At 65.6% G+C, this 24,537-nt stretch carries 21 protein-coding genes; 7 read left to right on the top strand and 14 right to left on the bottom strand.

The annotated features are described in order from the left end of the window. The first annotated feature begins 17 nt into the window (after window positions 1-17). Together A3E1_RS0136420 and A3E1_RS0136415 are read left to right on the top strand one after the other, a co-directional pair. Window positions 18-395, top strand: a complete 378-nt coding sequence (locus A3E1_RS0136420; protein ID WP_026209186.1) for a DUF742 domain-containing protein — start codon at window positions 18-20, stop codon at window positions 393-395. 1 nt (window position 396) lies between these two features. Beyond that, on the top strand, window positions 397-978 hold the full coding sequence (locus tag A3E1_RS0136415; protein ID WP_020525768.1) for a GTP-binding protein: 582 nt from the start codon (window positions 397-399) through the stop codon (window positions 976-978). A 13-nt stretch (window positions 979-991) separates the two neighbouring features. Here the strand turns inward: A3E1_RS0136415 and A3E1_RS0136410 are convergent, their stop codons facing one another. The 11 genes from A3E1_RS0136410 to deoC all read right to left on the bottom strand — a co-directional run bounded on the left by A3E1_RS0136410 (window position 992) and on the right by deoC (window position 13,853). Then, on the bottom strand, window positions 992-2,212 hold the full coding sequence (locus tag A3E1_RS0136410; RefSeq protein WP_020525767.1) for an ABC transporter substrate-binding protein: 1,221 nt from the start codon (window positions 2,210-2,212) through the stop codon (window positions 992-994). A 64-nt stretch (window positions 2,213-2,276) separates the two neighbouring features. Further along, the gene (locus tag A3E1_RS0136405; protein WP_020525766.1) at window positions 2,277-4,430 is read right to left on the bottom strand and encodes a hypothetical protein; all 2,154 of its coding nucleotides are present in this window, start codon (window positions 4,428-4,430) and stop codon (window positions 2,277-2,279) included. A gap of 58 nt (window positions 4,431-4,488) precedes the next feature. Further along, window positions 4,489-5,316 carry a hypothetical protein gene (locus A3E1_RS0136400; protein WP_020525765.1) on the bottom strand — a complete coding sequence of 276 codons (828 nt, stop codon included), beginning with the start codon at window positions 5,314-5,316 and terminating at the stop codon, window positions 4,489-4,491. A gap of 48 nt (window positions 5,317-5,364) precedes the next feature. Then, on the bottom strand, window positions 5,365-7,053 hold the full coding sequence (gene cydC / locus A3E1_RS43960; protein WP_020525764.1) for a thiol reductant ABC exporter subunit CydC: 1,689 nt from the start codon (window positions 7,051-7,053) through the stop codon (window positions 5,365-5,367). A 64-nt stretch (window positions 7,054-7,117) separates the two neighbouring features. Continuing rightward, window positions 7,118-8,782 carry a thiol reductant ABC exporter subunit CydD gene (gene cydD / locus A3E1_RS43955; RefSeq protein ID WP_020525763.1) on the bottom strand — a complete coding sequence of 555 codons (1,665 nt, stop codon included), beginning with the start codon at window positions 8,780-8,782 and terminating at the stop codon, window positions 7,118-7,120. A 21-nt stretch (window positions 8,783-8,803) separates the two neighbouring features. Further along, window positions 8,804-9,751, bottom strand: a complete 948-nt coding sequence (locus A3E1_RS0136385) for a hypothetical protein (protein WP_020525762.1) — start codon at window positions 9,749-9,751, stop codon at window positions 8,804-8,806. After that, window positions 9,748-10,236, bottom strand: a complete 489-nt coding sequence (locus tag A3E1_RS0136380; protein WP_020525761.1) for a SigE family RNA polymerase sigma factor — start codon at window positions 10,234-10,236, stop codon at window positions 9,748-9,750. Before A3E1_RS0136380 ends, A3E1_RS0136385 begins: the two co-directional genes overlap by 4 nt. Before the next feature lie 33 nt (window positions 10,237-10,269). Beyond that, window positions 10,270-10,713, bottom strand: a complete 444-nt coding sequence (locus A3E1_RS0136375; RefSeq protein WP_020525760.1) for a hypothetical protein — start codon at window positions 10,711-10,713, stop codon at window positions 10,270-10,272. A 1-nt stretch (window position 10,714) separates the two neighbouring features. Beyond that, a complete protein-coding gene (locus A3E1_RS0136370; protein ID WP_020525759.1) occupies window positions 10,715-11,527 on the bottom strand; it encodes an aldehyde dehydrogenase family protein in 813 nt (270 codons plus the stop codon). Next, complete coding sequence (locus A3E1_RS0136365; RefSeq protein ID WP_020525758.1) at window positions 11,490-12,914, bottom strand: aldehyde dehydrogenase family protein; 1,425 nt, start codon at window positions 12,912-12,914, stop codon at window positions 11,490-11,492. The genes A3E1_RS0136370 and A3E1_RS0136365 overlap by 38 nt, the downstream gene beginning before the upstream one ends. A 3-nt stretch (window positions 12,915-12,917) precedes the next feature. After that, window positions 12,918-13,853, bottom strand: a complete 936-nt coding sequence (gene deoC, locus A3E1_RS0136360) for a deoxyribose-phosphate aldolase (protein ID WP_040393018.1) — start codon at window positions 13,851-13,853, stop codon at window positions 12,918-12,920. Between the two features lie 17 nt (window positions 13,854-13,870). Here deoC and A3E1_RS0136355 point away from each other — a divergent pair, with 17 nt between their 5' ends. Genes A3E1_RS0136355 through A3E1_RS0136345 form a run of 3 tightly spaced genes read left to right on the top strand, consistent with a single transcriptional unit; the run spans window position 13,871 to window position 17,516 of the window. Further along, on the top strand, window positions 13,871-15,103 hold the full coding sequence (locus tag A3E1_RS0136355; protein WP_020525756.1) for a glycosyltransferase: 1,233 nt from the start codon (window positions 13,871-13,873) through the stop codon (window positions 15,101-15,103). Window positions 15,104-15,122: 19 nt separating this feature from the next. After that, a complete protein-coding gene (gene upp / locus A3E1_RS0136350) occupies window positions 15,123-15,761 on the top strand; it encodes a uracil phosphoribosyltransferase (RefSeq protein WP_020525755.1) in 639 nt (212 codons plus the stop codon). 18 nt (window positions 15,762-15,779) lie between these two features. Then, window positions 15,780-17,516 carry a hypothetical protein gene (locus tag A3E1_RS0136345; RefSeq protein ID WP_020525754.1) on the top strand — a complete coding sequence of 579 codons (1,737 nt, stop codon included), beginning with the start codon at window positions 15,780-15,782 and terminating at the stop codon, window positions 17,514-17,516. Here the strand turns inward: A3E1_RS0136345 and A3E1_RS0136340 are convergent. Beyond that, a complete protein-coding gene (locus tag A3E1_RS0136340) occupies window positions 17,506-19,155 on the bottom strand; it encodes a phospho-sugar mutase (RefSeq protein WP_020525753.1) in 1,650 nt (549 codons plus the stop codon). The two genes, A3E1_RS0136345 and A3E1_RS0136340, sit on opposite strands and share 11 nt — an antisense overlap. A 20-nt stretch (window positions 19,156-19,175) precedes the next feature. Next, complete coding sequence (locus A3E1_RS0136335; protein WP_020525752.1) at window positions 19,176-20,798, bottom strand: serine/threonine-protein kinase; 1,623 nt, start codon at window positions 20,796-20,798, stop codon at window positions 19,176-19,178. 125 nt (window positions 20,799-20,923) lie between these two features. Between A3E1_RS0136335 and A3E1_RS0136330 the strand changes: the two genes are divergently transcribed. Together A3E1_RS0136330 and A3E1_RS0136320 are read left to right on the top strand one after the other, a co-directional pair. After that, a complete protein-coding gene (locus A3E1_RS0136330) occupies window positions 20,924-22,483 on the top strand; it encodes an acyl-CoA mutase large subunit family protein (protein WP_020525751.1) in 1,560 nt (519 codons plus the stop codon). Between the two features lie 205 nt (window positions 22,484-22,688). Then, window positions 22,689-23,957, top strand: coding sequence for an amidohydrolase (locus tag A3E1_RS0136320; RefSeq protein WP_026209182.1), 1,269 nt, complete (start codon window positions 22,689-22,691; stop codon window positions 23,955-23,957). Here the strand turns inward: A3E1_RS0136320 and A3E1_RS0136315 are convergent. Next, on the bottom strand, window positions 23,941-24,507 hold the full coding sequence (locus A3E1_RS0136315; RefSeq protein WP_020525748.1) for a DUF4184 family protein: 567 nt from the start codon (window positions 24,505-24,507) through the stop codon (window positions 23,941-23,943). The two genes, A3E1_RS0136320 and A3E1_RS0136315, sit on opposite strands and share 17 nt — an antisense overlap. Between the last annotated feature and the right edge of the window lie 30 nt (window positions 24,508-24,537).

Genomic DNA, 24,537 nt, shown 5'->3' with positions numbered 1-24,537 from the left:
AGGGGGTGACGGCGACGTTGCCAGATAGGGAAGAGCCGACCGGGGCTCTGGTCCGGCCATACGCCGTTACCCGCGGTCGCACCCGGCCCCGGCTGGAGATCGCGATCGAAGCACTGGTAGAGACGACGGTGCGGGGCCGGGACGCGAGCACCGGCAACCGTGGCGGGCACGGCCGCGAACATCAGCACATCGCCACGCTTTGCGATGGCAAAGTGCAGTCGCTCGCGGAGATCGCGGCCAGGATGAAGCTGCCGCTCGGCGTGGCACGTGTGCTGATCGCCGACATGGCGGCCGATGGCCTGGTCGCGGTGTACGAGCCGACATCGTTCGATAGCAACGATTCTGTCGGTACAGAACTGCTTGAGAGGGTGCTGAGTGGACTTCGGAGGCTCTGACATGTCACAGCGTCCCAACACGGGACGGGTGACATCGGCGAAGATCGTCATCGCCGGCGGCTTCGGCGTCGGCAAGACGACGTTGGTGGGCTCTGTTTCGGAGATCACGCCGCTCACCACTGAAGCCATCATGACTTCGGCGGGTGTCGGCGTCGACGACACGCGCCAGATTCCTAACAAGACCACCACTACGGTGGCCATGGACTTTGGGCGTATCTCGATCGATCGTGACCTGATCCTTTACCTGTTCGGAACGCCGGGCCAGACGCGCTTCTGGTTCATGTGGGATGAGCTGGTGCGCGGTGCGATTGGTGCGGTCGTCATGGTGGACACTCGGCGTCTCGCCGACTGTTTCGCCGCGATCGACTTCTTTGAGCACCGCAAGCTGCCATATCTGATCGCGATCAACTGCTTCGACGGCATGCAGTATCACGACCCCAACGACGTGCGGGACGCCTTGGCGATCTCACATGACGTTCCGGTCGTGACGTGCGACGCGCGTAACCGCGAATCAACGAAGAACGTGCTGATTTCCCTTGTGGAGTACGTGCTTTCGATGCGGCGCCAGCGCGTAGGGGCGTGAGGGGATCCGGCTGCTAGAGCCGGATCCAAGCACCTTGCCGGGCCACGAAGAGCACCAGCGCGTCTGGCTCCAGGCCGCCGTGTGAGATGGGCTGGAACGCGTAAGCACCCGCGATTCCTTCCACCGCACCGGCTTCCAGGCGTCCACGCAACCGCTGTGGGTCGACGTGCGCGGCTCGCTTGGCGGCGAAGGCCACCAGGTTGAGCGCGTCCGCCGCGTACGGGGCGAAGCCGCTATAGGTGCCGTATTGCTGGATATAGCGGAAGATGAAGTCTCGTGCCGCCCGCCCGGAGGGTGTCGTGGCGGTCAGTGGCGCTCCACTTAGGACGGTGGGGTGCACGATGTAGGTCCCGTCGACCGCCCCGCTGTTTTCTCCCGTGAGCGTCTCGTCAGCACCGGCGCCCGGGTCGAGGAATATCTTGCCTGTGTACCCAGCTGCCCGCACAGCAGCCACCGCGGCGGCGCTAACGGGTGCCTGAGCCCAGATCACGACGGCTTTGGCCTTGGAGGCGTTGATTTGTTTCGCCGCGTCTGCGAACGAATGAGTGGCCTGCGGCAGGCGGACCGTTGTGGTGTGGGTGATCCCGGCGGCGGCTAGGGCACGCGGCAGCGCTTTGGTTCCGCCTTCGCCGTGGCCGTCGGGGCTCGCGAGCAGGGCGACGCTGGGCAGCGCAAGCCGGCGGATCTCGCGGGCCAGCACGGTCGCCACGTCGGAGGAGTTGGGCCCGAGCTTGTAGATGAACTTGCGCTGCGGCAGCGGGACGGAGATGTCGTCGCCGCTGGCGAGGCACAGCAGGGGGACCTTGCGCTGTTCGGCGACGGCGAGCATGCTCAGCCCGGTTTCCACCGTGGTGCCGCCGATGATGGCGCTGACCTTTTCCTTGTCGATCAACTGCTGCGTCACCTGGCTGGCGCTCGCGGGCACGCCGCCGTTGTCCTTGATTACCAAGCGAACCGGGATGCGGCGGTCACCGAACTGCAAGCCGGTGCTGTTGATCTCGGCGGCCGCGATGAGCAGAGCTTGCTCCTGGAGCTTGCCGAACGTTGATCCGGTGCCCGTGAGCTCGAGGTTGGCGCCGACGACAAGTTCGTTGACGCCTGCCTGGGCCGTGACCTTGGGGGCTGGGGCCGCGGGGGTTCCGGTCGGCGTGGAACAGGCGGCGAGTAGCCCTCCTGCGGCCAGGCCAATACCCCCGGTAAGCGCGTGGCGCCGGGAGATGTGGGGTCGGATCATTGCATGAATGCTGCTAGGAGCCATACCGCGAGGTCAAGCCCAGGCGATATGGCCAAGGACACAACTACCGATAGTTAACAGCGCGCTGGCCGTATTCTCCGCGGTCGTCGCGTAGCTCGTGCTCGCGGCTGAAGTCCCAGCCGTTGGCCGACTCGCGTCCCGGGCGGCCGCCGAGGCCGTAGCCGCCGACTTCCTGGTTGCCCCGGCGCCAGCCGCGGAAGTAGCTGCTGGTGTGCGCGGCGATCTCACCGGCATCGCGGACGATGCGCAGCGGCCGGTCGTTGTTGGCGTTGCCGGCGACGAGGTTGGCCTGCGGCACCCGCTGCGGGAGGCCCGCCCGGGTGTCAGCCCCGACGGACGGGTGCAGCGACGCCGCTTCGGCTGCCCGCCAGCTGTCGTCCAGCGATGAGTTCCAGGTGGACTCACCCTCGGACTCACGGTCGAACCAGGCGGACGGGATGGACGAGAAGATCAGCAAGTCGGTGTCGTCGATGCCGGGCTCGGGCGCCCGTTCGGTGCGGCGTGGTGTCTTGGGAATCCGGGCCGTCAGCGCGCTGTCGTCGACGAGGCGAAGGTTGGGCGCGGCTGCCGCGGCCACCGGTTCCGGCTCCACGAGACGCAAGGACGGCGGCGGGACCAGATCCTCTGCCTGCCACGGCGGAGTGATCCGGGCGGGCGAAACCGGTGCCACGGCGGGCAGGCCGTCGTCTTCGGGCTCGTTGACCAGCGGCCAGCTGTCGCGCGAGATCGGCGGAGCTGGCGCGGGCGTGAATCCGCGCGCGGCCCGCTCACTGTTGATCACAGCGTTGGTGAGCGTCGGCACGAACGGAGCCAGCGGCTCGGGGGAAACCGGGCCGCCTGGCACGGCCCGCTGCACCGGAACAGCCGGTGCCGCAGGCATGACCGGTGGTGCCTGCATCACAGGCATCTGCGGTATGGGCGGCATCGAAGGCATCGGCATCGGCGTCGACATAGGCATTGCTGGCATGGACGGCATTGAAGGCGCAGGCGAAACCGGATGCGCGGTAGGAGCCGAGTAGGCCGGGGGCATGGCCTGAGCGGGCGGAGCTGAGGCGGCCACGATGGTCGGAATGCCGGTGACCGGCGTTGGCTCGAAGCCCGGTGGCGTTGGCGGTGGCGGAGTGTTTGCCGCCCACGCCGGACGCTGAGCCGGAACCTGTTGCGGTGCAACGGGTTGTGGCACTACCGGTGGCAGGGTCATCGCGGGCACGGCCACCGGCTGGCGGGGCATCGGCACCACGGGCTGCGGGGCGACCGGGGCCGGGCTGACCGGGCGGACAGCGGCCATCGGAGTGGGCTGCATGCGGCGGCGTGGTGCCGCGGCAGCTAGGGCGGAAACACCCTTGGGCGTCACACGTTCACTCATCGAGTGGATCAGGATCGTCGCTGCGGCATCGGCGGAGCGCACCGCGGCGACGCTGGACCGCACGACATCGGCGACGGTCTCGTTGAGCTGCTTGGCCACCCCGTTGCGGCGCGGGGTTTCCTGAATAGCGACGCGCAGTGCGGTCACCGCGTCGAGGGCGGTCTGGTTGTCGCAGATGCCGTCAGCCACGAGGCGGGCCGCCACGGTGACGGCCGCATCGCGGCCCTTGCCCGCGGCGGCGGACAGCAGGCTTGGCTCTGGCAGGGCGTCAAGCATCGCCAGAGCGATCGGCTCAGCCGGATCGGGGTAGGCCCGAAGGGCAGCCGGGTAAAGCTCACGCAGCACTTCGCGCAGCGCGACAGCGGCAGCGTGGCGTCCAGTGCAAATAGCGGTGTGCGCCGCCAGCAATGGCTTGAGAGCGGAGAACTCACGGGGAGTCGGCGCGACCCCACCGGAAAGCGCTCCGGCTTGCAGAGCACGGGCAAGGCCAACAGCACGGCGCTCGTCGGGCGTGGCCTGAACTTCATCCATCGACTCGTCGTCGGCGAAGCGGTCAGCGAAGTCGTCAGCCGTCTCGTCATCGGTGTAGGCGATGGGACGGCCGGAGGCGGCAAGCAGAGACACGAGCAGGTGATCGTCGGAGTCGACAGCGATGACGACCATGGTGCCGCCGAACCGTTCCGTCAGCACGGAAGTGACCGCGGCATAACCTGCCGCGTCGTCGGTCAGCTCCAAATACTCCAGTAGCCGTCCTGAGTCATCGACCACCGCGAACGGCAGCCGACCTTCAGCTGTCGATGAGATACCGCAATACACCCGCACGAGCGCCACGGACCCGTCCTCCTACTCCGGACTTGCCATGCCAAGACTTGATGCTGCCCGGAGAAGTTCAGTCGCGCCAGTCCACAGCCGCAGAGATTTTCCCGATAATCGTCCGCCAGCCGAGAGATGCCTGCTCGGACCCGATTTTGCGGAGCTTGCGTTTTGCAAAAAATCCGGTCGCGCGCAGAGCCTCGTCGAGATCGTCCAGAGGGGACCCTGGGGACAAAGCGACGATCACCGGCTGCAGACGCAGAGCGTAGCCGATATCCCGGGCCAGTTCACCAGCACTTAGGACCAAATTTGCGTCCCAGGCGTCCGGTCCGGCGCGCAGGTTGTCCACGACGAGGTCGAGTTCGTACGTGTCCTCGTCGCCCACTTCGACATCGCTCGCCTTGATCGTGGAGGAGAACTTCTTCCACTGCTCAAGCTGGGCGAGGTCGTGTGGTTCCTTGGACTTGACGAACTTGGCCAGGCCTTCGGCCGACTTGAACAGCAGCAGTTTTCCTTTGTGGGAAAGGAAAACCGGCACCTCTTGCGCCTCCGGCTCCTTGTCCTCGTCGTCTTCAGCCTCGTCGTCTTCAGCATCATCGTCTTCAGCGTCATCGTCGTCGGCGGACTCGGCAGCCTTTTCGGCGAGGTCGTCATCGGCTTCGGCGGCCGCGATCTCATCGAGCTGCTCTTTGGTCCACTCGAACTCCGGCAGCTCGTCCTCGTCGAGCGGCGAACGGTGGCCTCGGCTGTTGAAGACGGCATCGTCGTCTTCGCGGTCGGTCACATCGGTCGGCGTGATGTCGTTCGACATCCGGTATGCCCGAAGCGTGAATCCAACCTTATTGCCGGGCATGGCGATCTCCACTGGAGAGATTTCAAACTCGTCCCAGATGGTTGATGCCATATCTACCTCCTACCGGGGTGATGTCGCGTTCGCGACTACGCAGACACCCTAGTGGTTCCGGCTGAGCGATAGGAGGCGGCCCGCGTCCATCTCGATAATCTCGTCAAACTCCAAGCGATCGAGACTTTGAAGATGATGGGTGACTACAACGACGGTCCGGTCGCGCGCGCTTTCCAAAACGGAACGAAGCACGGCGACGGCGTGTCGCGGGTCGAGGCCCTCGGTCGGCTCGTCGAGCAGCAACACCGGTGGTGCCGCGAGGATTGCCCGGGCCAGAGCCAGTCGCTGCCTCTGGCCGCCGGACAGTGCCGCTCCGTCTTCCCCCGCCAAGACATCTATCTGGTACTCAGTGAGCCCAGCCGTGTCCAATGCCGACCGAAGTTCACTATCAGTCGCGTCAGGTTTCGCGATCCGCAGGTTGTCCTCGATCGTGGCGTGGAACACATGCGCGTCGGCCATCAGTCCTGTCGCGACAGTGAACTCCGCCACCGTTGGCGTCACCGTCCCGTGATCGGGCTTGATCGCGCCCGCGATCACCTGAAGCAGCGTGCTCTTGCCGGCGCCTGACGGTCCGATGACGGCGACTTTGTGTCCCGGCGGCAGGGCCAGGCTGATGCCGTATAGCCGCCCGTCCACGGAAACGTTGTCGAGCCGCACCTCAGGCACGGTCTGCTCCACCCCTTTGCTCTGCACCGATAGAGGCACAGCGGGCTGCATAAAACTGTCCCTATGGGTGCAGAGCAAAGCGGGGCGCAGCGATATGCCCAGGGCGCCGAGGCGGCGCAGCGGTTCCTGGATTTCGGCGAGCTTGCGAGCGGCAGCGAGCAGGGCGAGCGTGAGTTCCCCGGTGCCGAGGGCGGCGATGGTGAGCGCTGCCGCCCACACGAGCGAGGTGCCTTGCTCCCGTGCGGCGAGCAGCACAGCCGCAGCGGTCAGTCCACTAACGATGGTCGACAGGGTGTCGAGGGCGAACGAGCGGCGGGCGAGGCGGCGCTCCACAGCGGACAGTTCGGCGGCCTGAGCGGCTCCCACAGCCTCGTAGCGGGCCGCGGCGCCATACGCGGCTAGGTCGGCCGCACCGTGGACCACGTCGACCGTCGTGACAGCGTAGGCCGCCCGCAGCGGGGCGAGCTGAGCCGAGGCTGAGCGGGCCAGCCGGTAGCCGAGATACGGCACGAGCACGGCGGTGACCAGCAGTCCAGCGGCCAGCGCGAGTCCCGTGAGCGGCCCAAACAGGAATCCACCAGCGGCGGTCAGTAGGGCGATGAGCCCACAGGCGAAGAACGGCAGCGCGACCCGCACGACGGCGTCTTGCACGGCGTCCACATCGGACACCATCCGGCTGAGCGCGTCGGCGTTCCGTGCCAGCGGCCGTGTCGTCAGTGCGGCGAACAGTTTCGCCCGCACCTCGGTGACGATCCGCAGCACGGCGTCGTGGCTGGCGAGCCGTTCGGTGTACCGCAACGTCCCGCGCCCGATCGCCAGGGCCCGCACCATGACGATCGCGACCGTGAGTGCGGGCAATGGAGGCTGCCCGGCCGCGGTCATGATCAGCCAAGTCGCGGTGGCCAGCAGGGCGATCCCGGCAGCCTCCGTCAGCGCACCGAGCAGCCCAGCGCCGACTAGCCGCCACCAGAAGGGCCGCAACAACCCGCCCCCAGCGGCAGACACCGTCACGCTCGGGCTCACCGCTTCGCTCCGCGCCACAACCGCACCGGCAGTGCCTGACCGTGTCATTGAGCGCCTCCTGCGGTCATGCGCTCCCCCGGGCTCTGCATCGGACCGGCAGCGCGGGGCCGCGTCATTGGATGACTCCGGCTGTCGCGGGATCGCCGGCGGGCTCGGGATGCAGAGCCGGGGTAGGGAGTTCGGTGACGGTGCCGTTTTCGACGTGCAGGACGCGGGTCGCCGCGGTCAGCATCGCCGGGCGGTGGGCGACCATCAGTGCTGTCTTGCCTTCGGCGAGCGCGATCGTGGACGAGATCACGGCGGCTTCGCTGACCCGGTCGAGGCGAGCCGTTGGCTCGTCGAGCAACAGCAGGCCGGCGTCGCGCAGGAAGGCCCGGGCGATGGCGATGCGCTGCCGCTCCCCACTGGACATGCCGTGCCCGCGTTCGCCTAGGACGATGCCGAGGTCGTGCGGGAGAGCGGCCGCCTTGGCTGCCGCGTCGATCGCCTCCGGAGGAGCGTCAGGGTCGCCCAGGCTGATGTTGGCGGCGAGCGTTCCCGCGAACAGATGCGGCTTTTGTGGTACCCACGCGATGTTGGAACGCCAGGCGGGCCGGTCCAAAGTAGATAGATCAACCCCGTCGATGAGAATGGTTCCCTCGGTGGGGGTCACGAAGCCAAGTAGCAAAGCGAGCAAAGTGCTCTTGCCGCCGCCGCTGGGACCGGTGAGCGCGATGCGGTCGCCCGCGCGGATCGTCAGGACCACTGAGGACAGCGCCGTCTCGCGCTCATAACTCACCGAGACGTCCTTGAGCACGAGCTCGGTGAAGCCAGCGACCGGAGTGGATGCCTTAGCCGTGGGTGCGGCGGCAAGCAACGTGAACGCCTGATCGAGCGCCGTCAGTCCTTCCATGCTCGCGTGAAACCGCGTGCCCGCGATGCGCAGGGGGGCATAGGCCTCCGGCGTCAGCTGCAACACCAACATCGCCGTACCAAGCGTCAGCCCGCCCGACAGCAGCCGGATGCCGATGGGCACCGCGACCAGTGCGACCGAAATCGTGGCTACCAATTCCAAGGCCAGGCCGGACAGGAAGGCGATCCGCAGCGTCTTCATGGTCGCGCTGCGATGGCGGTCGGCCATCTCCCGCACGGCCGCCACCTGTGCGCCAGCGCGGCGGAACGCCCGCAGCGTGGCCAGCCCGGTCACCATGTCCAGGAAATGCCCGCCCAGCAAGCGAAGCCGGCGCCATTGACGTTCCGTCGCGACCCGGGTCTGCCAGCCGATGAGGATGCCAAACACCGGAATCAACGGCAGGGTCAGCAGCACGATTACGGCTGAGGTCACATCAGCGAAGGCCAGGGTCAGCAGCACCGCGAGCGGCACCGTGACACTGAGCACGAGTTGCGGCAGGTAACCGGTGAAGTAACCGTCCAAAGCGTCCAGTCCGCGGCCGGTCAGTGTGGCCAGCTCGCCAGCTCGCTGGCCGCCCAGCCACACCGGCCCCGCGTTTCCGGCCGCTTTCAGGAGCTCGCCGCGCAGTTGCGCCTTCACGGTCGCGGCCATGCGGGCAGTCACCACACCGCTGAGTCCCGTGAACACCGCTCTAGCGCCGAGCGCCGCCACGAAAGTGGCCAGGGCCGGAACAGAAAACGCGGCCAGCGCCTTCGCCAAGGCACTGGCCGCGATCACGATCGAAAGCGCCGTCGCGACTCCGAGCACCGCCAGCAGGGCGACGTCGCGGCGCATGGCCGGGACATGCCGGATCAGTCTCGGATCAAACGGGCGCACAACACCCATCGTGCCGGATGACGCAGGTCACTAGAGCCCGGGGTGTTGCTCCGCGGTCGCGTATTCCGCGATCGCCGCAAGATCTGCTGGTGACGTGAGGACTCCAGGCGCGGCGGAGGCCATCATCCAGCGCGTATCGCTGAGCGGCAGAGCCAGTGTCGTCGAGCCATCTGGCTGCTCGGCGAGCCGTCCCGTCTGCCCGCGCACCGTCACCTCTTTGCCTGTCTGATCTGTCGCGGGCGGACCGTCCTGGAAACACAAGGCTTCCTTCTGCTGACCGATCACAGCGAAACAAACGCGCTGCTGGCTGGCCGTGACGATATAGACATTCTTTGGCAGCTTCGCGAAGCGATAGGGAATGGCGATGCGCCAGGTGCCGGGCTTGAGTGTCTCGGCGACTGTCTTGATAAACGTGGGGGTGTCAGCTTTGTAGACCGCGCTGGAAACGGCCAGCCAGCGGCCCTTCTCGTCCTGCCAGGTCAGCCGGACATGTGCCTTGCCGTTCAGCGTTCCCGACCAGGCTAGCGCTGGCCGTCCCCGCACGGAATCAGCTGTGCTCGATACGCCTTGCCAGGTCGCCGGAGCGTCTTCGGTGGTCCCGATCGACACGTATTCGCCCTCTCCGGTGCCGTTGTAAGCGCGCCCATTTTCCAGCCGGTAGCCGCCCGCTCCGCCGACGCCGTAGTAGTCGAACTCGACCCCTTCGAGATTCAGATCCGCTGGGTACGGGCGCGTCATCTCGCCGACCCACACGAGGTTCGAGCCCGCCGATTGCGTCGGAGCCGGCGACTGTCGCATCAACAGAACCGGGATGGCGACACCAACGGCGGCCACCAGCGCGACGCTGACCCCGATCGTCCGCCGCCGCCGTTGCTGTTGCTGCGACCGGGTCCTGACAGCGGCCATCAAACTCGTCCCTTCAGGAGCGGCTTCGGCGTGATCACGCATCGTGAGCCGGAGTTCATCGGTGAGGTTCATGCCGTGATCACTTCCCGTGGGCTAACCGACGAGCGCAGTTTGCTGAGCCCCCGAAAGGCGTGCACGCGGACCGTGGCCTGCGAGCACGCCATCACCTCAGCAATGCGCGCATCGTCTAGGTCTTCGAAGAACCGCAGCACCAAAACGGTTCGCTGGGCCTTAGGCAAGCTCGCGAGCAGCCGCCACAGCTCATCGCGGACCGCCATATGTTGCGCGAAATCCGGCCCGGCCGGCTCAGCCATCACCTCACGAGGCGTCTCGCGATTGGACAGTCGCCGCCACCAGGACAGGTGAGTGCGTACCAGGGCCTGCTTGAGATAGGCATCCGGCTGCTCCGCCTCGATGCGCGACCACCGGCGATGTGCCTTGGCCAAAACCTCCTGGACCAGGTCTTCCGCTAGGTGATGATCTCCACAGAGCACATAGGCGAAGCGCAGCAGCACCCGGCCACGGGCGTGCACATACTGCTCGAATGCTTCGTCCACGTTCCTAAGGACGCTGCGAGGACGGTGATCTGTTTACCGCGCGAACAAAGAAGGTTTGAGGAGCCCTGAGCGGGACCGGCGGCCGCGCACGGTTAGGGCTGTGCCGGGGGTGAGCACGTATTCGGTGGTTTCCCAGACGATTTCGTCGAGCAAGTGCGCCCGCCGGTGCAGTGCCTTGGGGTCGATCAAGCCCCGGCTGGCCAGCAGGTGCAGCAGTGGTGTCTCCTCGGCCGACGGCGGGCGTTTGCCGGTGAACGTCTCGGTCACTGACACGGTGCCTTCCGCGAGACTTGGGCTCACGGGGACGTCGCCGATGAAGAACGGCTCGGCTGAGCGGGAAAAGTAGACGGTGTCGCGGTGGTGCAGGTCTTTGTGCGCTTGCCACGAATCGACTCGCACCTTGAACCAGACGCACTCCACCGCGGACAGTGGGGCGGTCAGCGACGTGCCGCTGACCGGCCCGGAGACGGTCGGCAAATCAGACGCCCTTCGGGTGCCAAACGGTCTTGGTTTCCAGGAACGCCGTCATTCTGCCCAGGCCGGGATCGTCCGTCCACTTTGGAGTGCTGGGACGGATGACCCGCTTGAGGGTGTCGGCCGCCTGGCGCTCGAGTTCCGTCGCGAGTTCAGCGTCGGTGACACCGGTGAGGTCGAGGCCGTTGACGTCGTCGTGCGAGGCGAGCCACGGGGCGACCTCTTTGGCGAAGCCAGTGAGGATGTTGACGACACCGCCCGGAAGATCAGACGTGGCAAGCACTTCGGCGAACGTGATCGCTTCAATCGCTGACTCTGTTACGACGACACAGGTGTTGCCGGACACGATCGCCGGGGCGATGACGTTGACCAAGCCCAGGAAACCCGCCGGTGCCGCGATCGCGATGACACCGCTTGGCTCCGGTGACGAGATGTTGAAATACGGTGCCGCCACAGGGTTCGCGCTGCCTGTCACCTGTGCCAGTTTGTCGGCCCAGCCCGCGTACCAAATAAGGCGGTCGATGGCGTCGTCGACTTCACCAGCCGGAAACTCTGAGCGCCGTGCCTCCAGCATTTCCGCCGCGCGGTAAAGGATCTGGCCGCGGTTGTAGGCCGTGGCCGTGGACCATTTGCCGAACGCGGCACGGGCCGCCAGCACGGCGTCGCGCGCGTCCTTGCGGGAGGCGAGGGCCGCGTTCTGACCGTCCACTTCGTAGGTCCGTCCTGACTCGCTGCGGGGGAACGCTCCACCGATGTAGAGCTTGTACGTCTTACGCACGTTAAGCCGCAAGGTATGCCTCCAGCCCGTGGCGGCCACCCTCGCGACCGTATCCAGATTCCTTGTACCCACCGAACGGTGCCGTGGGATCGAACTTGTTGAACGTGTTCGCCCACACGACCCCGGCCCGCAGTTGATCGGCGATCTGCAGGATGCGCGAGCCCTTCTCTGTCCACACACCCGCGGACAAGCCATAGGGCGTGTTGTTGGCTTTCTCCACCGCTTCGGCCGGCGTGCGGAACGTCAGCACCGACAGCACCGGGCCGAAGATCTCCTCGCGCGCGATGCGGTGAGCTTGCGAGACGCCGGTGAAAATCGTTGGGCGGAACCAGAATCCGTGCGCGGGAAGGTCGCAGGGCGCCTGCCACATCTCGGCACCCTCGCTCTCCCCGATTTCCGACAGGGTGCGAATGCGCGAAAGCTGTTCGGCCGAGTTGATGGCGCCGATGTCGGTGTTCTTGTCCAGCGGGTCACCCACGCGCAGAGTGGTCATGCGGCGCTTGAGCTTTTCCAGCACCGCGTCCTGAATGGACTCCTGCAGCAGCAACCGTGAGCCAGCGCAACACACGTGACCCTGGTTGAAGAAGATGCCGTTGACGATGCCCTCAACCGCCTGGTCGATCGCCGCGTCTTCAAAGATGATATTCGCTGCCTTGCCGCCGAGCTCAAGCGTGACTTTCTTTTGGGTACCAGCCACAGCGCGCGCGATGATGCGCCCGACGTCCGTTGACCCGGTGAAGGCCACCTTGTTCACATCGGGATGCTCGACGATCGCGGCACCTGTCTCGCCCGCGCCGGTCACGATGTTGACCACCCCGGGCGGAAGGTCAGCCTGCTGGCAGATCTCGGCGAACAGCAACGCGGTCAAGGGTGTCGTCTCGGCCGGCTTGAGCACGACCGTGTTGCCGGCGGCCAGTGCGGGCGCGATCTTCCACGCGAGCATGAGCAACGGGAAGTTCCACGGAATCACTTGTCCTGCAACACCTAGCGGCTTCGGATTCGGGCCAAAGCCGGCGTAGCCGAGCTTGTCGGCCCACCCCGCGTAGTAGAAGAAGTGCGCGGCCACCAAAGGCAGGTCGACATCGCGGGATTCCTTGATGGGCTTGCCGTTGTCGAGACTTTCGAGGACGGCGAGTTCACGGGAGCGTTCCTGGATCAGGCGCGCGATCCGGAAGAGGTATTTCGCGCGTTCCTTGCCGGGCATCTTGCCCCACGTCTTGCTAAACGCCGTGCGGGCGGCCTTGACCGCCTTGTCGACATCGCTGGCGTCTGCCGAGGCGACCTCGGAGAGCACTTCTTCCGACGCCGGATTGATCGTTTTGAACGACGATGATCCGTCCACAAACGACCCGTTGATGAACAGCCCGTACGAGGGCTTGATGTTGACGATGGAACGGGATTCTGGAGCGGGCGCGTATTCAAACATGGCTTAGTCCAAAGTGAAGTAATCGGGGCCGGAATAGTGCCCGGTGGCCAGTTTGTGGCGCTGCATCAGCAAGTCGTTGAGCAACGTTGAAGCACCGAAGCGGAACCAGTCCGGGTCGAGCCAGCCTTCACCGGCCACTTCGTTCACCATCACCAGGTACTTGATGGCGTCCTTGGTGGTCCGGATGCCTCCGGCCGGTTTCACGCCGACTTTGCGGCCGGTTTCGGCGAGGAAGTCGCGCACGGCTTCCAGCATGATCAGCGTGACGGGCAAAGTCGCGGCCGGGGTGACCTTGCCGGTTGAGGTCTTGATGAAATCGCCACCGGCGAGCATGGCCAGCCAGGAGGCACGGCGCACGTTGTCATAGGTGGCCAGCTCGCCCGTCTCCAGGATCACCTTGAGGTGCGCGTCGCCGCAGGCCCGTTTGACCTCCACGATCTCGTCGTAGACGTCCAGATAACGGCCAGCCAGGAACGCGCCGCGGCTGATCACCATGTCGATCTCGTCGGCGCCGGCCGAAACAGCCGCCTTGGTGTCGTCGAGCTTGACGCTCAGGGGCGCCTGCCCGCTCGGGAAGGCGGTGGCGACGCTGGCCAGGTGAATCCCTGAGCCTTTCAAAGCTTCTGCAGCTGTCGGGACCATCGAGGGATAGACACACACCGCCGCGACGGAGGGGACAGTCTGGTCACTGGGATCGGGTTGTCTGGCCTTCGCGCACAGGGCCCGGACCTTGCCGGGAGTGTCAGCGCCTTCGAGGGTGGTTAGGTCCACCATGCGGATCGCGGTGTCGATCGCCCAGGCCTTGGCCGTGGTCTTGATGGACCGGGTGCCCAGGCTGGCCGCCCGCGCCTCCGCACCAACTTTGTCGACGCCCGGCAGCCCGTGGAGGATGCGCGTTAGCTCGGCGTTGTTCACAAGGCGAAGTCTACGTTTCACCATTCGGTTACGACCTGGACATGGGGTATTGGCAGTACCCAGCGAATCTGCTGCTTGTGCGGATACTGCACTTCACCGATACGTACCTGCCGCGACGCGACGGGGTCATTACCTCGTTACGCACGCTGAGCGCCGCGTTGGAGACGCTCGGCCACACCAGCACGATCGTGGCGCCAAGAGGCCAGGTCAGCCTTCCTTCGCTGCCCTGTGGAGTAGCTGACCTGCGCCTGGCGCACTGGCCTGTCACCGGCGGCCGCGACCGGCTCATCGCGGAGCTGGCTGGACACCGGCCCGACATAGTCCACGTGCACAGTCCCGGCCCGGCCGGGCTGCTGGGCGTCCTGCTCGCGCAACGGCTGAGCATCCCGCTGGTGCAGACCTATCACACGGATCTGCACGCCTACGCCGCCGCTTACCGGGTGCCCGCGCCCGCGCTGTGGACGATGGCCCGCCTCTACGCGTGGAAACTAGGCCGCCCTTGCCCCGACGCTTCGGCTACCAGCCGGCAGCGGGCGCTGGATGCGGGCAACGAGTTGCTGCTCGGGACCGCGAGCGCCGTGATCGTGCCGACGGCGGCAGTCCTAGAGCGGATCACGCTGCCCGTGGATCCACGCAAGCTCTACCTAGTACCCACTGGGGTGGAAAAGCGAGACGCGGCCCCGGGCTGGCGGCGCAGATGGGGGATCGCGGACACCGACCGGGTGGTGCTCTTCGTGGGGCGGGTCAACCGCGAGAAGGGCGTCGAGACCTTGATCCCGGCTTTCGAGCAGGTGCTGAGAGCCGAGCCCAACGCCAAGCTGGTGCTAATCGGCGCGGTCTACGAGCCGCGCTGGCTCAAGCGGATGATCCGCACCGACCGGATCGTCGTGACCGGACAGTTGCCGCCTGAGGAAGTCGCCGCGGCCTACCAGGCGGCGGAGGTCTTCGCCTTCCCGTCGCTGACCGACACACAGGCTCTGGTGCTGCAAGAGGCCGCGCTCGCCGGGGTCCCCAGCGTGCTGCTCGATGAGGTGCTCTATGAAAAGGGGGTACTCCAGAGGCAGGCCGTCCTGGCCACGAAGGACACCTTCGCTGAGGGCATCATAGGCCTGTTGCGGGAGCGCGAATTCGCCCGTGCGCTCGGCGCGAACGCTCGCGTCAACGCGCAAAGGCATACGCCGCAAGCGTTCGTTGAGGCGATCCTCGGCATCTACGACAGCGTGCGGCGGATGCCGGCCAGATCGCAAATGGCCATCGCGACCGGGACGGTTTGACTTGCCCTAGAGTGATGCCGTGGACGTACTCGTCGTGCAACACCCGCTCGCGCAGACCCGGCTAACCGCGTTGCGTGACTCCCGCACCGATTCGGCCAACTTCCGGGCCGCCCTGCACGAGCTGACAACGATGCTCGCCTATGAAGCGGCCCGCACCTTTGAGGCGGCGACGTTCCCGGTGCACACGCCAGTCGCGGTCGCCAAGGGCACGCGCCTGTCGAACCCGCCACTGATCGTGCCGGTGCTGCGCGCCGGGCTCGGGATGGCTGACGCCACCCTCGCCCTGCTGCCGGAGTCCTCGATGGGTTTCGTGGGCTTGGCCCGTGACGAGAAGACGTTCGAGCCTCGCCCCTACATGGAGTCGTTGCCCGACGACCTGTCCACGCGGCCGGTTCTGGTGCTGGACCCGATGGTGGCGACGGGTGGCTCGCTGGAGCACTGCTGCCGTCTTCTGTCCGCGCGAGGCTGCGTTGACATGACCGTCCTGTGCGCCCTGACGACGCCCGAAGCGATCCGCCGCCTGGAACAGTCCGGGCTGCCCCTCAAACTGGTGACCGCGTCCATTGACGACGGTCTCAACGAGAGCATGTTCATCACGCCGGGCCTTGGCGATGCTGGCGACCGGCAATTTGGCGCTTACGCTCCTCATTTCGAATAAATGCCTTAGAAAGAAAAGGTGAATCTGCGGACGAGGCGGTTAATTGAGCACGCTCGGACGGCGGCTCACCAAGACTCGGGCTCACCTTTCAAGTGGCGTTACATCATCGTCGCCGCTAGCTATCTGCTGGCCGGGCTGTTCATTACAGCCCGGCTATGGCGGGACCTCGCGCACCGCCGGGTGGAAATCAACTCTGATCAGTCCCAGTTCATCTGGTTCCTGAGGCACGCGCAGCGCGTCGTCACCGAGGGCGTCGACCCGTTCTTCACCCACCTGCTCAACGTCCCCGATGGCGTCAACCTCATGGCCAACACCGGCGCGCTCGCGCTGACGATTCCGATGGTCCCGGTGACGATGTTGTTTGGCGCCGAGGTGTCCTTCCTCGTGCTGCTGGTGCTGGGGCTCGCGGGAACCGCGTTCGGCTGGTTTCTCGTGTTCGGCAAACTCCTGACGAAGTCACCGCTGGCGGCGGCGATCGGTGGCGCGTTCTGCGGCTTCGCCCCCGGCATGATCAGTCACGCCAACGGGCACATCAACTGGACCGCACAGTTTCTCGTGCCCTTCCTCGTGCTCGCCGCCTTGAAGCTGGCGAGCGTCAAGAGCGGTGTCGTGCTCGGGGTTCTCGTTGTCATTCAGGCGTTCATCAACGAAGAAGTGTTGCTGTACACGGCCTTGGCGTTAGCTGTGTTCATGGGCGCCTACGCGTGGCTGGAGAAGCGCCCGGTTAAGCCGATCCTCAAACCGCTTTGGATCGCGGCGGCCATCGCCGCGGTCGCGCTGGCTTATCCGCTCTATCGCCAGTTCTTCGGCGGGCAGACCTATCACGGCCTGCCGTCAAGTGTCGCCAACTATCGCGCCGACCTGGCGTCCTATCCAGCGTTCTCGCGCCTGTCGTTTGGCGGGCTGCCCGGCCCGAACCGCCTGTCGTGGAACATCAGTGAAGAGAACACTTTCTTCGGCTGGCCGCTGCTCATCCTCATGGCCGTCGTGATGATCTGGCTTTGGCACCGGACGCTCATCAAGGCATTGGCCATGACAGCTGGCGTGTTCTTCATCCTGAGCCTGGGCACCACGCTCATGGTCGGCCGGCGTGGCACCGGGATTCCGTTGCCGTGGCTGGTGTTGCAGAAGCTTCCGCTCATGGGGCACGTCATCACCGTCCGGTTTGGACTGATCCTCGTGCCAGTGATCGGTGCGCTGCTGGTCGTTTGTGTCGATCTCGTGCGGCGGATCGAGAAGACACAACAACGCCGTCTGGCGTGGCTCGCTCTCATCATCGCGATCCTGCCGATCCTGCCCGTGCCGATCCCCGCCAAGCACCACCCGGGAACTCCCGCGTTCATCACGTCTGGTGCCTGGAAGGAGTGGATCCCCTCGGGACGGACCCTCGTCGCGGTGCCCGTGACGTCAGAGGAGTTCCCGCAGGCGATGGAGTGGCAGCGAGCCAAGTCTGACTTCGCGCTCGCGGGTGGCTACTTCCTCGGCCCAGACGAATCGGGCCGCGCCCGGTTCGGCGCTGTGCCGAGACCGACCGCGGCCCTGATCCGTGAGGTTTACACCACCGGCAAAGTCCCCGAGATCACGCCGGAGATGCGGACCGCCTTCAAACACGATGTGTCCTTTTGGCGGGCCGCCGCCATCGTGCTGCCTGACTACCAGGAATACCGGGGCGAGGAGCTAGCGCAGCTCCTAACCGGTCTGGCTGGGCCCGGCTGGCACACGTCTGACGTAACGCTATGGGACGTTAGGGATTGACGCTCCAAATGCCAAGCGCCGCGGCGGTTTCCGTCCGCAGGGCGACGATGGTCGCGGCAGCCCGTTCCCTGGCCGCGGCCAGGTCCCCTTCACTGACCGGCTCGACGATCTCCAAGTACGCCTTGAGTTTCGGCTCGGTTCCCGAAGGCCGCACCACGACACGAGATGACTCCGTGCGCAGGATGATCACATCAGCCTCGGGCAGCAGATCCTCAGCAGAAGTAACGGGTTCGTCCAAAAGCGACGCTGGCATTCTGTTGCGCAGCCGTGCCATGGCGTCAGAGATCTCACGCAGGTCGTCGACGCGAACCGAAAGCTGATCGGTGACGTAGAGCCCGTGCTTGAGAGCGATCTCATCTAGCCGGTCCTGCAGTGTGCGCAGTTCGGCTTTCAGCCCAGCAGCCAGCTCGGCGACCACCAGAGCCGCGGTGATCCCGTCCTTGTCGCGCACCATTTGCGGTGCCACGCAATAGCCCAGGGCCTCTTCGTAGCCGTAGACCAGATCCTCGCCGCCGCGCACGATCCACTTGAAACCGGTGAGGGTTTCGGCGTACCCGAGATCGCGTTCCTGGCAAAGGGTTTTGAGCAGGCTGGAGGAAACGATGGTGGTCGCGTAGGTGCCGGTCGCGCCGCGCCGCATGAGGTGATCAGCTAGCAGCACACCGACTTCGTCCCCGCGCAGAATGCGCCACGAGTCCCCGACCGGGATCGCCACCGCACAGCGGTCAGCGTCGGGATCGTTGGCGATGACGAGGTCGGCACCCGAGGTCTTGGCCAGCGCCACCACCTGATCCATGGCGCCGGGCTCCTCCGGGTTGGGGAACGCGACCGTCGGGAACGTCCCATCCGGCTTGGCCTGGGTGCTCACGATCGATGGCGGCTGGAAACCCGCGCGGATAAAGGATTCCCGCAACACCTCGCCCCCAACACCATGCAAAGGGGTGTACGCGATGGCGAGCTCTTTGGGCTCATCTGGATCGACGACGGCGGCCGCGGCCTCCACATAGGAGTCGACAATCTTGTGGTCGAGCACATCGCCGTCAACGCCGAGCGGAACTTCCGAAAGTCTTGTCACCGCCCGGATTTCGGCCTCGATCTCCTTGTCGGCGGGTGGCACGATCTGTGCCCCATCGCCGAGCGTGCCACCGAGAGCGGCGCCTAGGTACACCTTGTAGCCGTTGTCCTGCGGTGGATTGTGTGAGGCCGTGACCATCACGCCGGCCGCGGCACCAAGGTGCCGCACGGCGAACGCGAGCACCGGAGTCGGCAACTGGCCGGGCAGCAAGGCGGCCCTGAGCCCGGCACCGGTCGCGACGCGAGCCGTTTCCATCGCGAACTCATGCGACCCACGCCGGGCGTCATATCCAATCACGATCAGTGATCCCGGCTGACGCTTGGCGACCCATTGGCTCAGGCCGGCCGCGGCTTGGCGGACAACCGCGAGATTCATGCCGTTCGGGCCGGCCCTGAGCGGGCCACGCAGGCCAGCGGTGCCGAAGGTGAGCGGTCCGCTGAACCGGTCTCGCAGCTCAGCCTCGCTGCCCGGCAGCGCCGCTAACAGCTCACGTAACTCGGCCTGCGAAGTCGGATCCGGGTCGTCGTCTATCCAGGCTTGTGCGCGCGCAGCGAGTTCCGTCATGCCGGATTTCTAGCAGAAGACTAAGTGACTTTGTAGCTTGCCACGGCGGCGTCGAAGATAGCCTTGTCGGCGGCGAATGTCGCTTCTGGAACCTGCAGGTAGCAGTGGCGGGCCGCGCCCTTGATGACAGCTATCCGCCAGATGCCATGTTTTGGCACGCCTTTGATGCTGCAGCGGAACTCCAGCTGTGCCCCCGGCGTCCCGGCCAACTCGACGTCGGTAAGCGAGATCTTCTCGTAAGTGCCCGCGTCGCAGTTGCCGATCTTCCGGTTGTCGGCGCTTTCCAGCGCTGACTTGGCGTTCTTCTCGTTCGTCACGTTGATCCGCAGCCAGCGGGTGGTGTCAGCGGGGTCTTGAACGTCCACATAGGTGCTGCTGGGCGAGCGCTTCCAGCCCTTCGGAACGTTCACACTCACGCCACTGAGCGTCAGCACCTCGGTGTTGGCCGGTGCCGCGCTGGCCGAGGCACTGGGCTTGTTCTGAGGCTGCCCGGTCGGCTGTGTCCCCTTTGGATCGTCATCGCCACCGAACATGGCCCAGCTGACCGTCGCGGCGATCAGAACGGCCGCGATGCCGCCGATCACGGCGAACCGCAGCTTGTTGGGCTTAGCGTCACCGAGCACGGGCTGTGCCTGCGTGCCCTGGCGCGAGCGGGTGAACCGGTCGGCCGGCATCTCTCCGGTGTGGAGCATCGCCCGGCCGCCGACCTGCTTCTCCTGGCGGCGCTGTTGATAGACCGGCGGGGGAGGCGGCGGTGGTGCCACGATCGCCCACGGATCGGTCACGTGCTGCGGTGAGGCGTTTTGAGCCAGCGGGCCAGCCAGCATCTCGCGCAGGAAGCCACGTGACGTGGGCACATCCCAGCGGCGCTGTGGGTCCTTTTCCATCAAGCCATAGAGCACGTCAGCTAGCGGGCCACAGCGCTGAGGCAGCGCGGGCGGATCCTCCACTACGGAGTGCATCGTCGCGAGCGGGTCGCCCTTGTCGAACGGTGGGCGTCCTTCGACCGCTGTGTAAAGCGTCACGCCAAGCGAGAACAGATCGCTGGGCGGGCCAAAACGGTGGCCAAGCGCTCGCTCAGGGGAGATGAAGTGTGGTGAGCCGAGCACCATGCCCGGCGTCGTGAGCTGGACATCGGTCGGCAACTTGGCCACACCGAAGTCGGTCAGCACGCAACGGCCATCGCGCGTGATCAGAACGTTGGCGGGCTTCACGTCGCGGTGCAGCACTCCGGCCGCGTGCGCGACCTCCAGGGCGCCGAGCAGAGCCACGCCGATCTTCGCCACGGCCCGTGGCGCGACCGGACCGTCCTCGATGACCATGTCGGCGAGGCTGCGCGCGTCGAGCAGCTCCATCACGATCCACGGTCGGCCTTCTTCGACCACGACATCGAAGACCTGGACCACGCTCGGGTGCGACAAAGCGGCGGCGGCACGTGCCTCACGGTGCGTGCGCTCGTACATCGCCTCCGCGTCACTGGCCGCCAGACCTGGCGGAAGCACGACCTCTTTGACCGCCACCTCGCGGCGCAAGACGGTGTCGGTCGCCCGCCAGACGGTGCCCATGCCGCCGTGGCCAACCGCAGCACGCAGGGCGTATCGACCGCCGATGACGGTGCCGGGGGCTGCACGGGTGGAATGCATGGTCACTTTCTTCGCACACGAGGGGGATCGGGTCGAGCCCTATTCTGCGTGACTCATACCCAGAAACGGAAGCTGTGTTAAACACCTCAGCCCTCGTTACCACATTGGGACCTACGATCGCGTATGTGAACCAACGGCGGTTGAGCGAGTCCGGTTTCCCCATCGAGCCTGTGTATGGCCCTGAAGGTGGCGAACGTCCGGGTGAATATCCCTTCACCCGTGGGGTGTACCCGACGATGTACACGTCTCGTCCTTGGACGATGCGGCAATATGCCGGATTCGGGACCGCCGCGGAGTCCAACGCCCGCTATCACCAGTTGCTCAACGCCGGGACGATGGGCCTTTCGGTCGCCTTCGACCTGCCGACCCAGATGGGTTACGACTCCGACGAGGCCATCGCCCATGGTGAGGTCGGCAAGGTCGGGGTAGCGATCGACTCGATCGAGGACATGCGCGTCCTGTTCCGGGATATCCCGTTGGACAAGGTCTCCACGAGCATGACCATCAATGCCCCGGGCAGCGTCCTCCTGCTGCTGTACCAGCTCGTCGCCGAGGAGCAGGGCGTGGCTGGAGGTGCCCTCAACGGCACGATCCAGAACGACATCCTGAAGGAATACATCGCCCGGGGGACCTACATCTTCCCGCCGAAGCCGTCGCTTCGCCTGGTCGCGGACACCTTCGCCTACTGCCGGGCCGAGGTTCCTAAGTGGAACACCATCTCGATTTCCGGCTATCACATGGCTGAAGCGGGAGCGACTCCCGTGCAGGAGATCGCTTTTACGCTCGCCAACGGCATCGAATACGTGCGTGCCGCCGTTAGCGCCGGGCTGGCCGTCGATGATTTCGCTCCCCGGCTTTCGTTCTTTTTCGTCGCCCGCACGACTCTGCTCGAGGAGATCGCCAAGTTCCGTGCGGCCCGCCGGATCTGGGCGCGGATCATGCGTGAAGACTTTGGTGCCAAGGACCCCAAGTCCTGGATGCTGCGTTTCCACACCCAGACCGCCGGGGTGCAGCTAACCGCCCAGCAGCCTGAGGTCAACCTGGTCCGGGTCGCCGTGCAGGGGCTGGGAGCGGTGCTTGGCGGCACACAGTCGTTGCACACCAACTCTTTCGACGAGGCGATCGCCCTGCCGACGGAGAAGGCCGCCCGGCTGGCCCTGCGCACGCAACAGGTCCTGGCCTACGAAACCGACCTGACCGCAACGGTTGACCCGTTTGCCGGGTCCTACGCGATCGAAGCCATGACGGACACCATTGAGGAACAGGCAAACGATCTGATCCGGCGCGTTTTCGATCACGGGTCGAGCGTCGAGGCCATCGAGGTGGGGTTCCAGAAGCGCGAGATCGAATCTTCGGCTTACCGCACCGCCCTTGAGGTTGACTCCGGTGAGCGGATCGTCGTCGGGGTTAACAAGTTCACCCTTAACGTTGAAGAACCCTACGAACCGTTACGGGTAGATCCCACGATCGAGGTAGCTCAGCGTGATCGGCTGGCTGCGCTTCGCCGCGACCGCGATAACGACGCGTTGGCCAGGGCAATGGCTGAGCTGGAGAAAACTGCCGCCGGCAACGGAAATGTCCTGTATCCGATGAAGGAAGCGTTGCGCCTGAGCGCAACCGTCGGCGAGGTATGTCACACGCTGCGCCGAGTCTGGGGCACGTATCAGCCCAGAGAGACCTTCTAGCCTGCAACTTGCAGCATTGACTTGCGTCATCCGCAACCCGCTCTGTCGTCACACGTTGTAAGAGGTGAGACGGAGTGGTGGACAGCTCTTACCAGGGCGAATGCTCTCTGCAACATTTCGACTACAAGATAGTGATTGCGCAGAGTTACTACTCCGGGGCTAGTCTTGTGGAGTTTGTTCCAACCGAAGAGATCGAGAATCTTCCGTGACGCGAGCATTAACGCTGCCGCCATTAGCACCGATGGCGATCGAAAGCAGCTCGGTGACGTCAGCATCCCTGCACCCAGCCGCTCTGCGAGGTCAGCTTGACCGATGGCTGGCCGCGCACGGAAACGATCTCGTAGCTATTCGCCGCCATATTCACGCCAATCCCGAGCTGTCACATCACGAGTTTGAGACGGCGTCCTACGTGGCCCGGATCCTTACCGCCGCTGGGCTCGCGCCCCGGCTGACCGGCCGTGGCAATGGCGTGCTCTGCGATATCGGCCGCGGTGACCAGGTGATCGCGCTGCGCGCGGACATGGACGCCCTGCCGCTGCACGACGCGAAGAACGTGCCTTACCGCTCGACAAACGACGGTGTCGCTCACGCGTGTGGTCACGACGTGCACACGACGATCGCTTTGGGCGCTGGCCTTGCCCTGGCTCAGCTTGACGAGCAAGGCGAGCTGCCGGGCCGCATTCGCCTGGTCTTCCAGCCAGCTGAAGAGTCGCTGAACTCCGGTGCCCCGGAGATGATCGCCGAGGGTGCGCTCAAGGACGTCGCGGCCATTTACGCGCTGCATGTGGGGCCCTGGTTCAAGACCGGCCAGATTGGCGTGCGTTCCGGCGCCTTCACCGCCGCCTGTGACGCCGTGGAAGTCCGTCTGTCGGGTCTCGGTGGGCATACGGCCCGCCCGCACCTGACAGCCGATCTGGTGTCCGCCCTGGGGCGTGTGGTGACCGAGGTGCCGGCCCTGATCGGCCGCCGGGTCGACTCGCGCGCCAGCATGTCCATGGTGTTCGGCTCGATTCACGCGGGTGACTCGTTCAACGCGATCCCCAACGAGGGTGTGGCCAAGGCGACGATCCGGGTGCTCAGCAGGGAAGCCTGGCTCAGCGCCCAGGATCTGATCACTCAGCTGATCCACGAGGTCTGCGCGCCAACGGGAGCACACGTTGAGGTGAAATACATCCGCGGCGTGCCACCCGTGATCAACGATCGCGTGGCGACCAGTGTGCTGTCCGCCGCCGCGGCCGACGCCATCGGTGCCGACAACGTGCTCGAGGCCGAAGTGAGTATGGGCGGGGAAGATTTCGCCTACTACGTGGAGCAGGTTCCCGGGACGATGTTCCGGCTAGGCACCGCCATCTCCGGCTACGAAGGCAAGATGGACATCCACCAGGCTCACTTCGACGTCGACGAGAAGTGCATCGGTGTCGGTGTGCGCACGATGGTCCACACCGCGACCCAGGCCCTCAGGGCCGAGTTTTAGTTCTCCGTCCTATCAGGAGCGATAGACCGGTCAGCAGGACGATCCGTGACCCGGTGGTGTGCGCGAGCGCGGCACCGGGCAGGAACGGCAACGCGACCGCCCCCGCGATCAGTGTGGGCCAATGGGGTTTCGGCCAGGATCGTCCAAAGTGGAGCGCCAGCAGCGGCACGGCGATGAGGGCGCCGGCGATGCTGGACGCCAGATCGTTGGGGGATAACAGGTCCCACACGACGTGACTGGCCGTTCCGATGACGGCTGAGGCCGTGGTTATCCAGACGTCCGGACGGTCTTGCTCAAAAGTTCGCCGCGTTAGCCAGCAGGCGACGAGTGTTACGGGCAGGCCCCATAGCGCGATGCCGTACCAGGAATGCGCGATGGCGTATAGGGGCGGCCAGTCAGGCACGGGCGCCTCGAACCACGTGCCGTCAACGGCATAGGCGAAATCAGGCGCGGCCGAGCCGACGGTGAGGGCGATGCCGTCGAACCAGCGCGGCTTCCAGAACTTGAGCCCAAGGACCGCGGCGGCGTGGGAGGGGAAGGTCGCTGGCACACCAGCAACCTAGACTCGCACGCCGCCACG

This window comes from Catelliglobosispora koreensis DSM 44566, from assembly GCF_000379685.1.
GTDB classification, from domain to species: Bacteria; Actinomycetota; Actinomycetes; order Mycobacteriales; family Micromonosporaceae; genus Catelliglobosispora; species Catelliglobosispora koreensis.
This window is presented reverse-complemented; position numbering and strand designations above follow the sequence as displayed.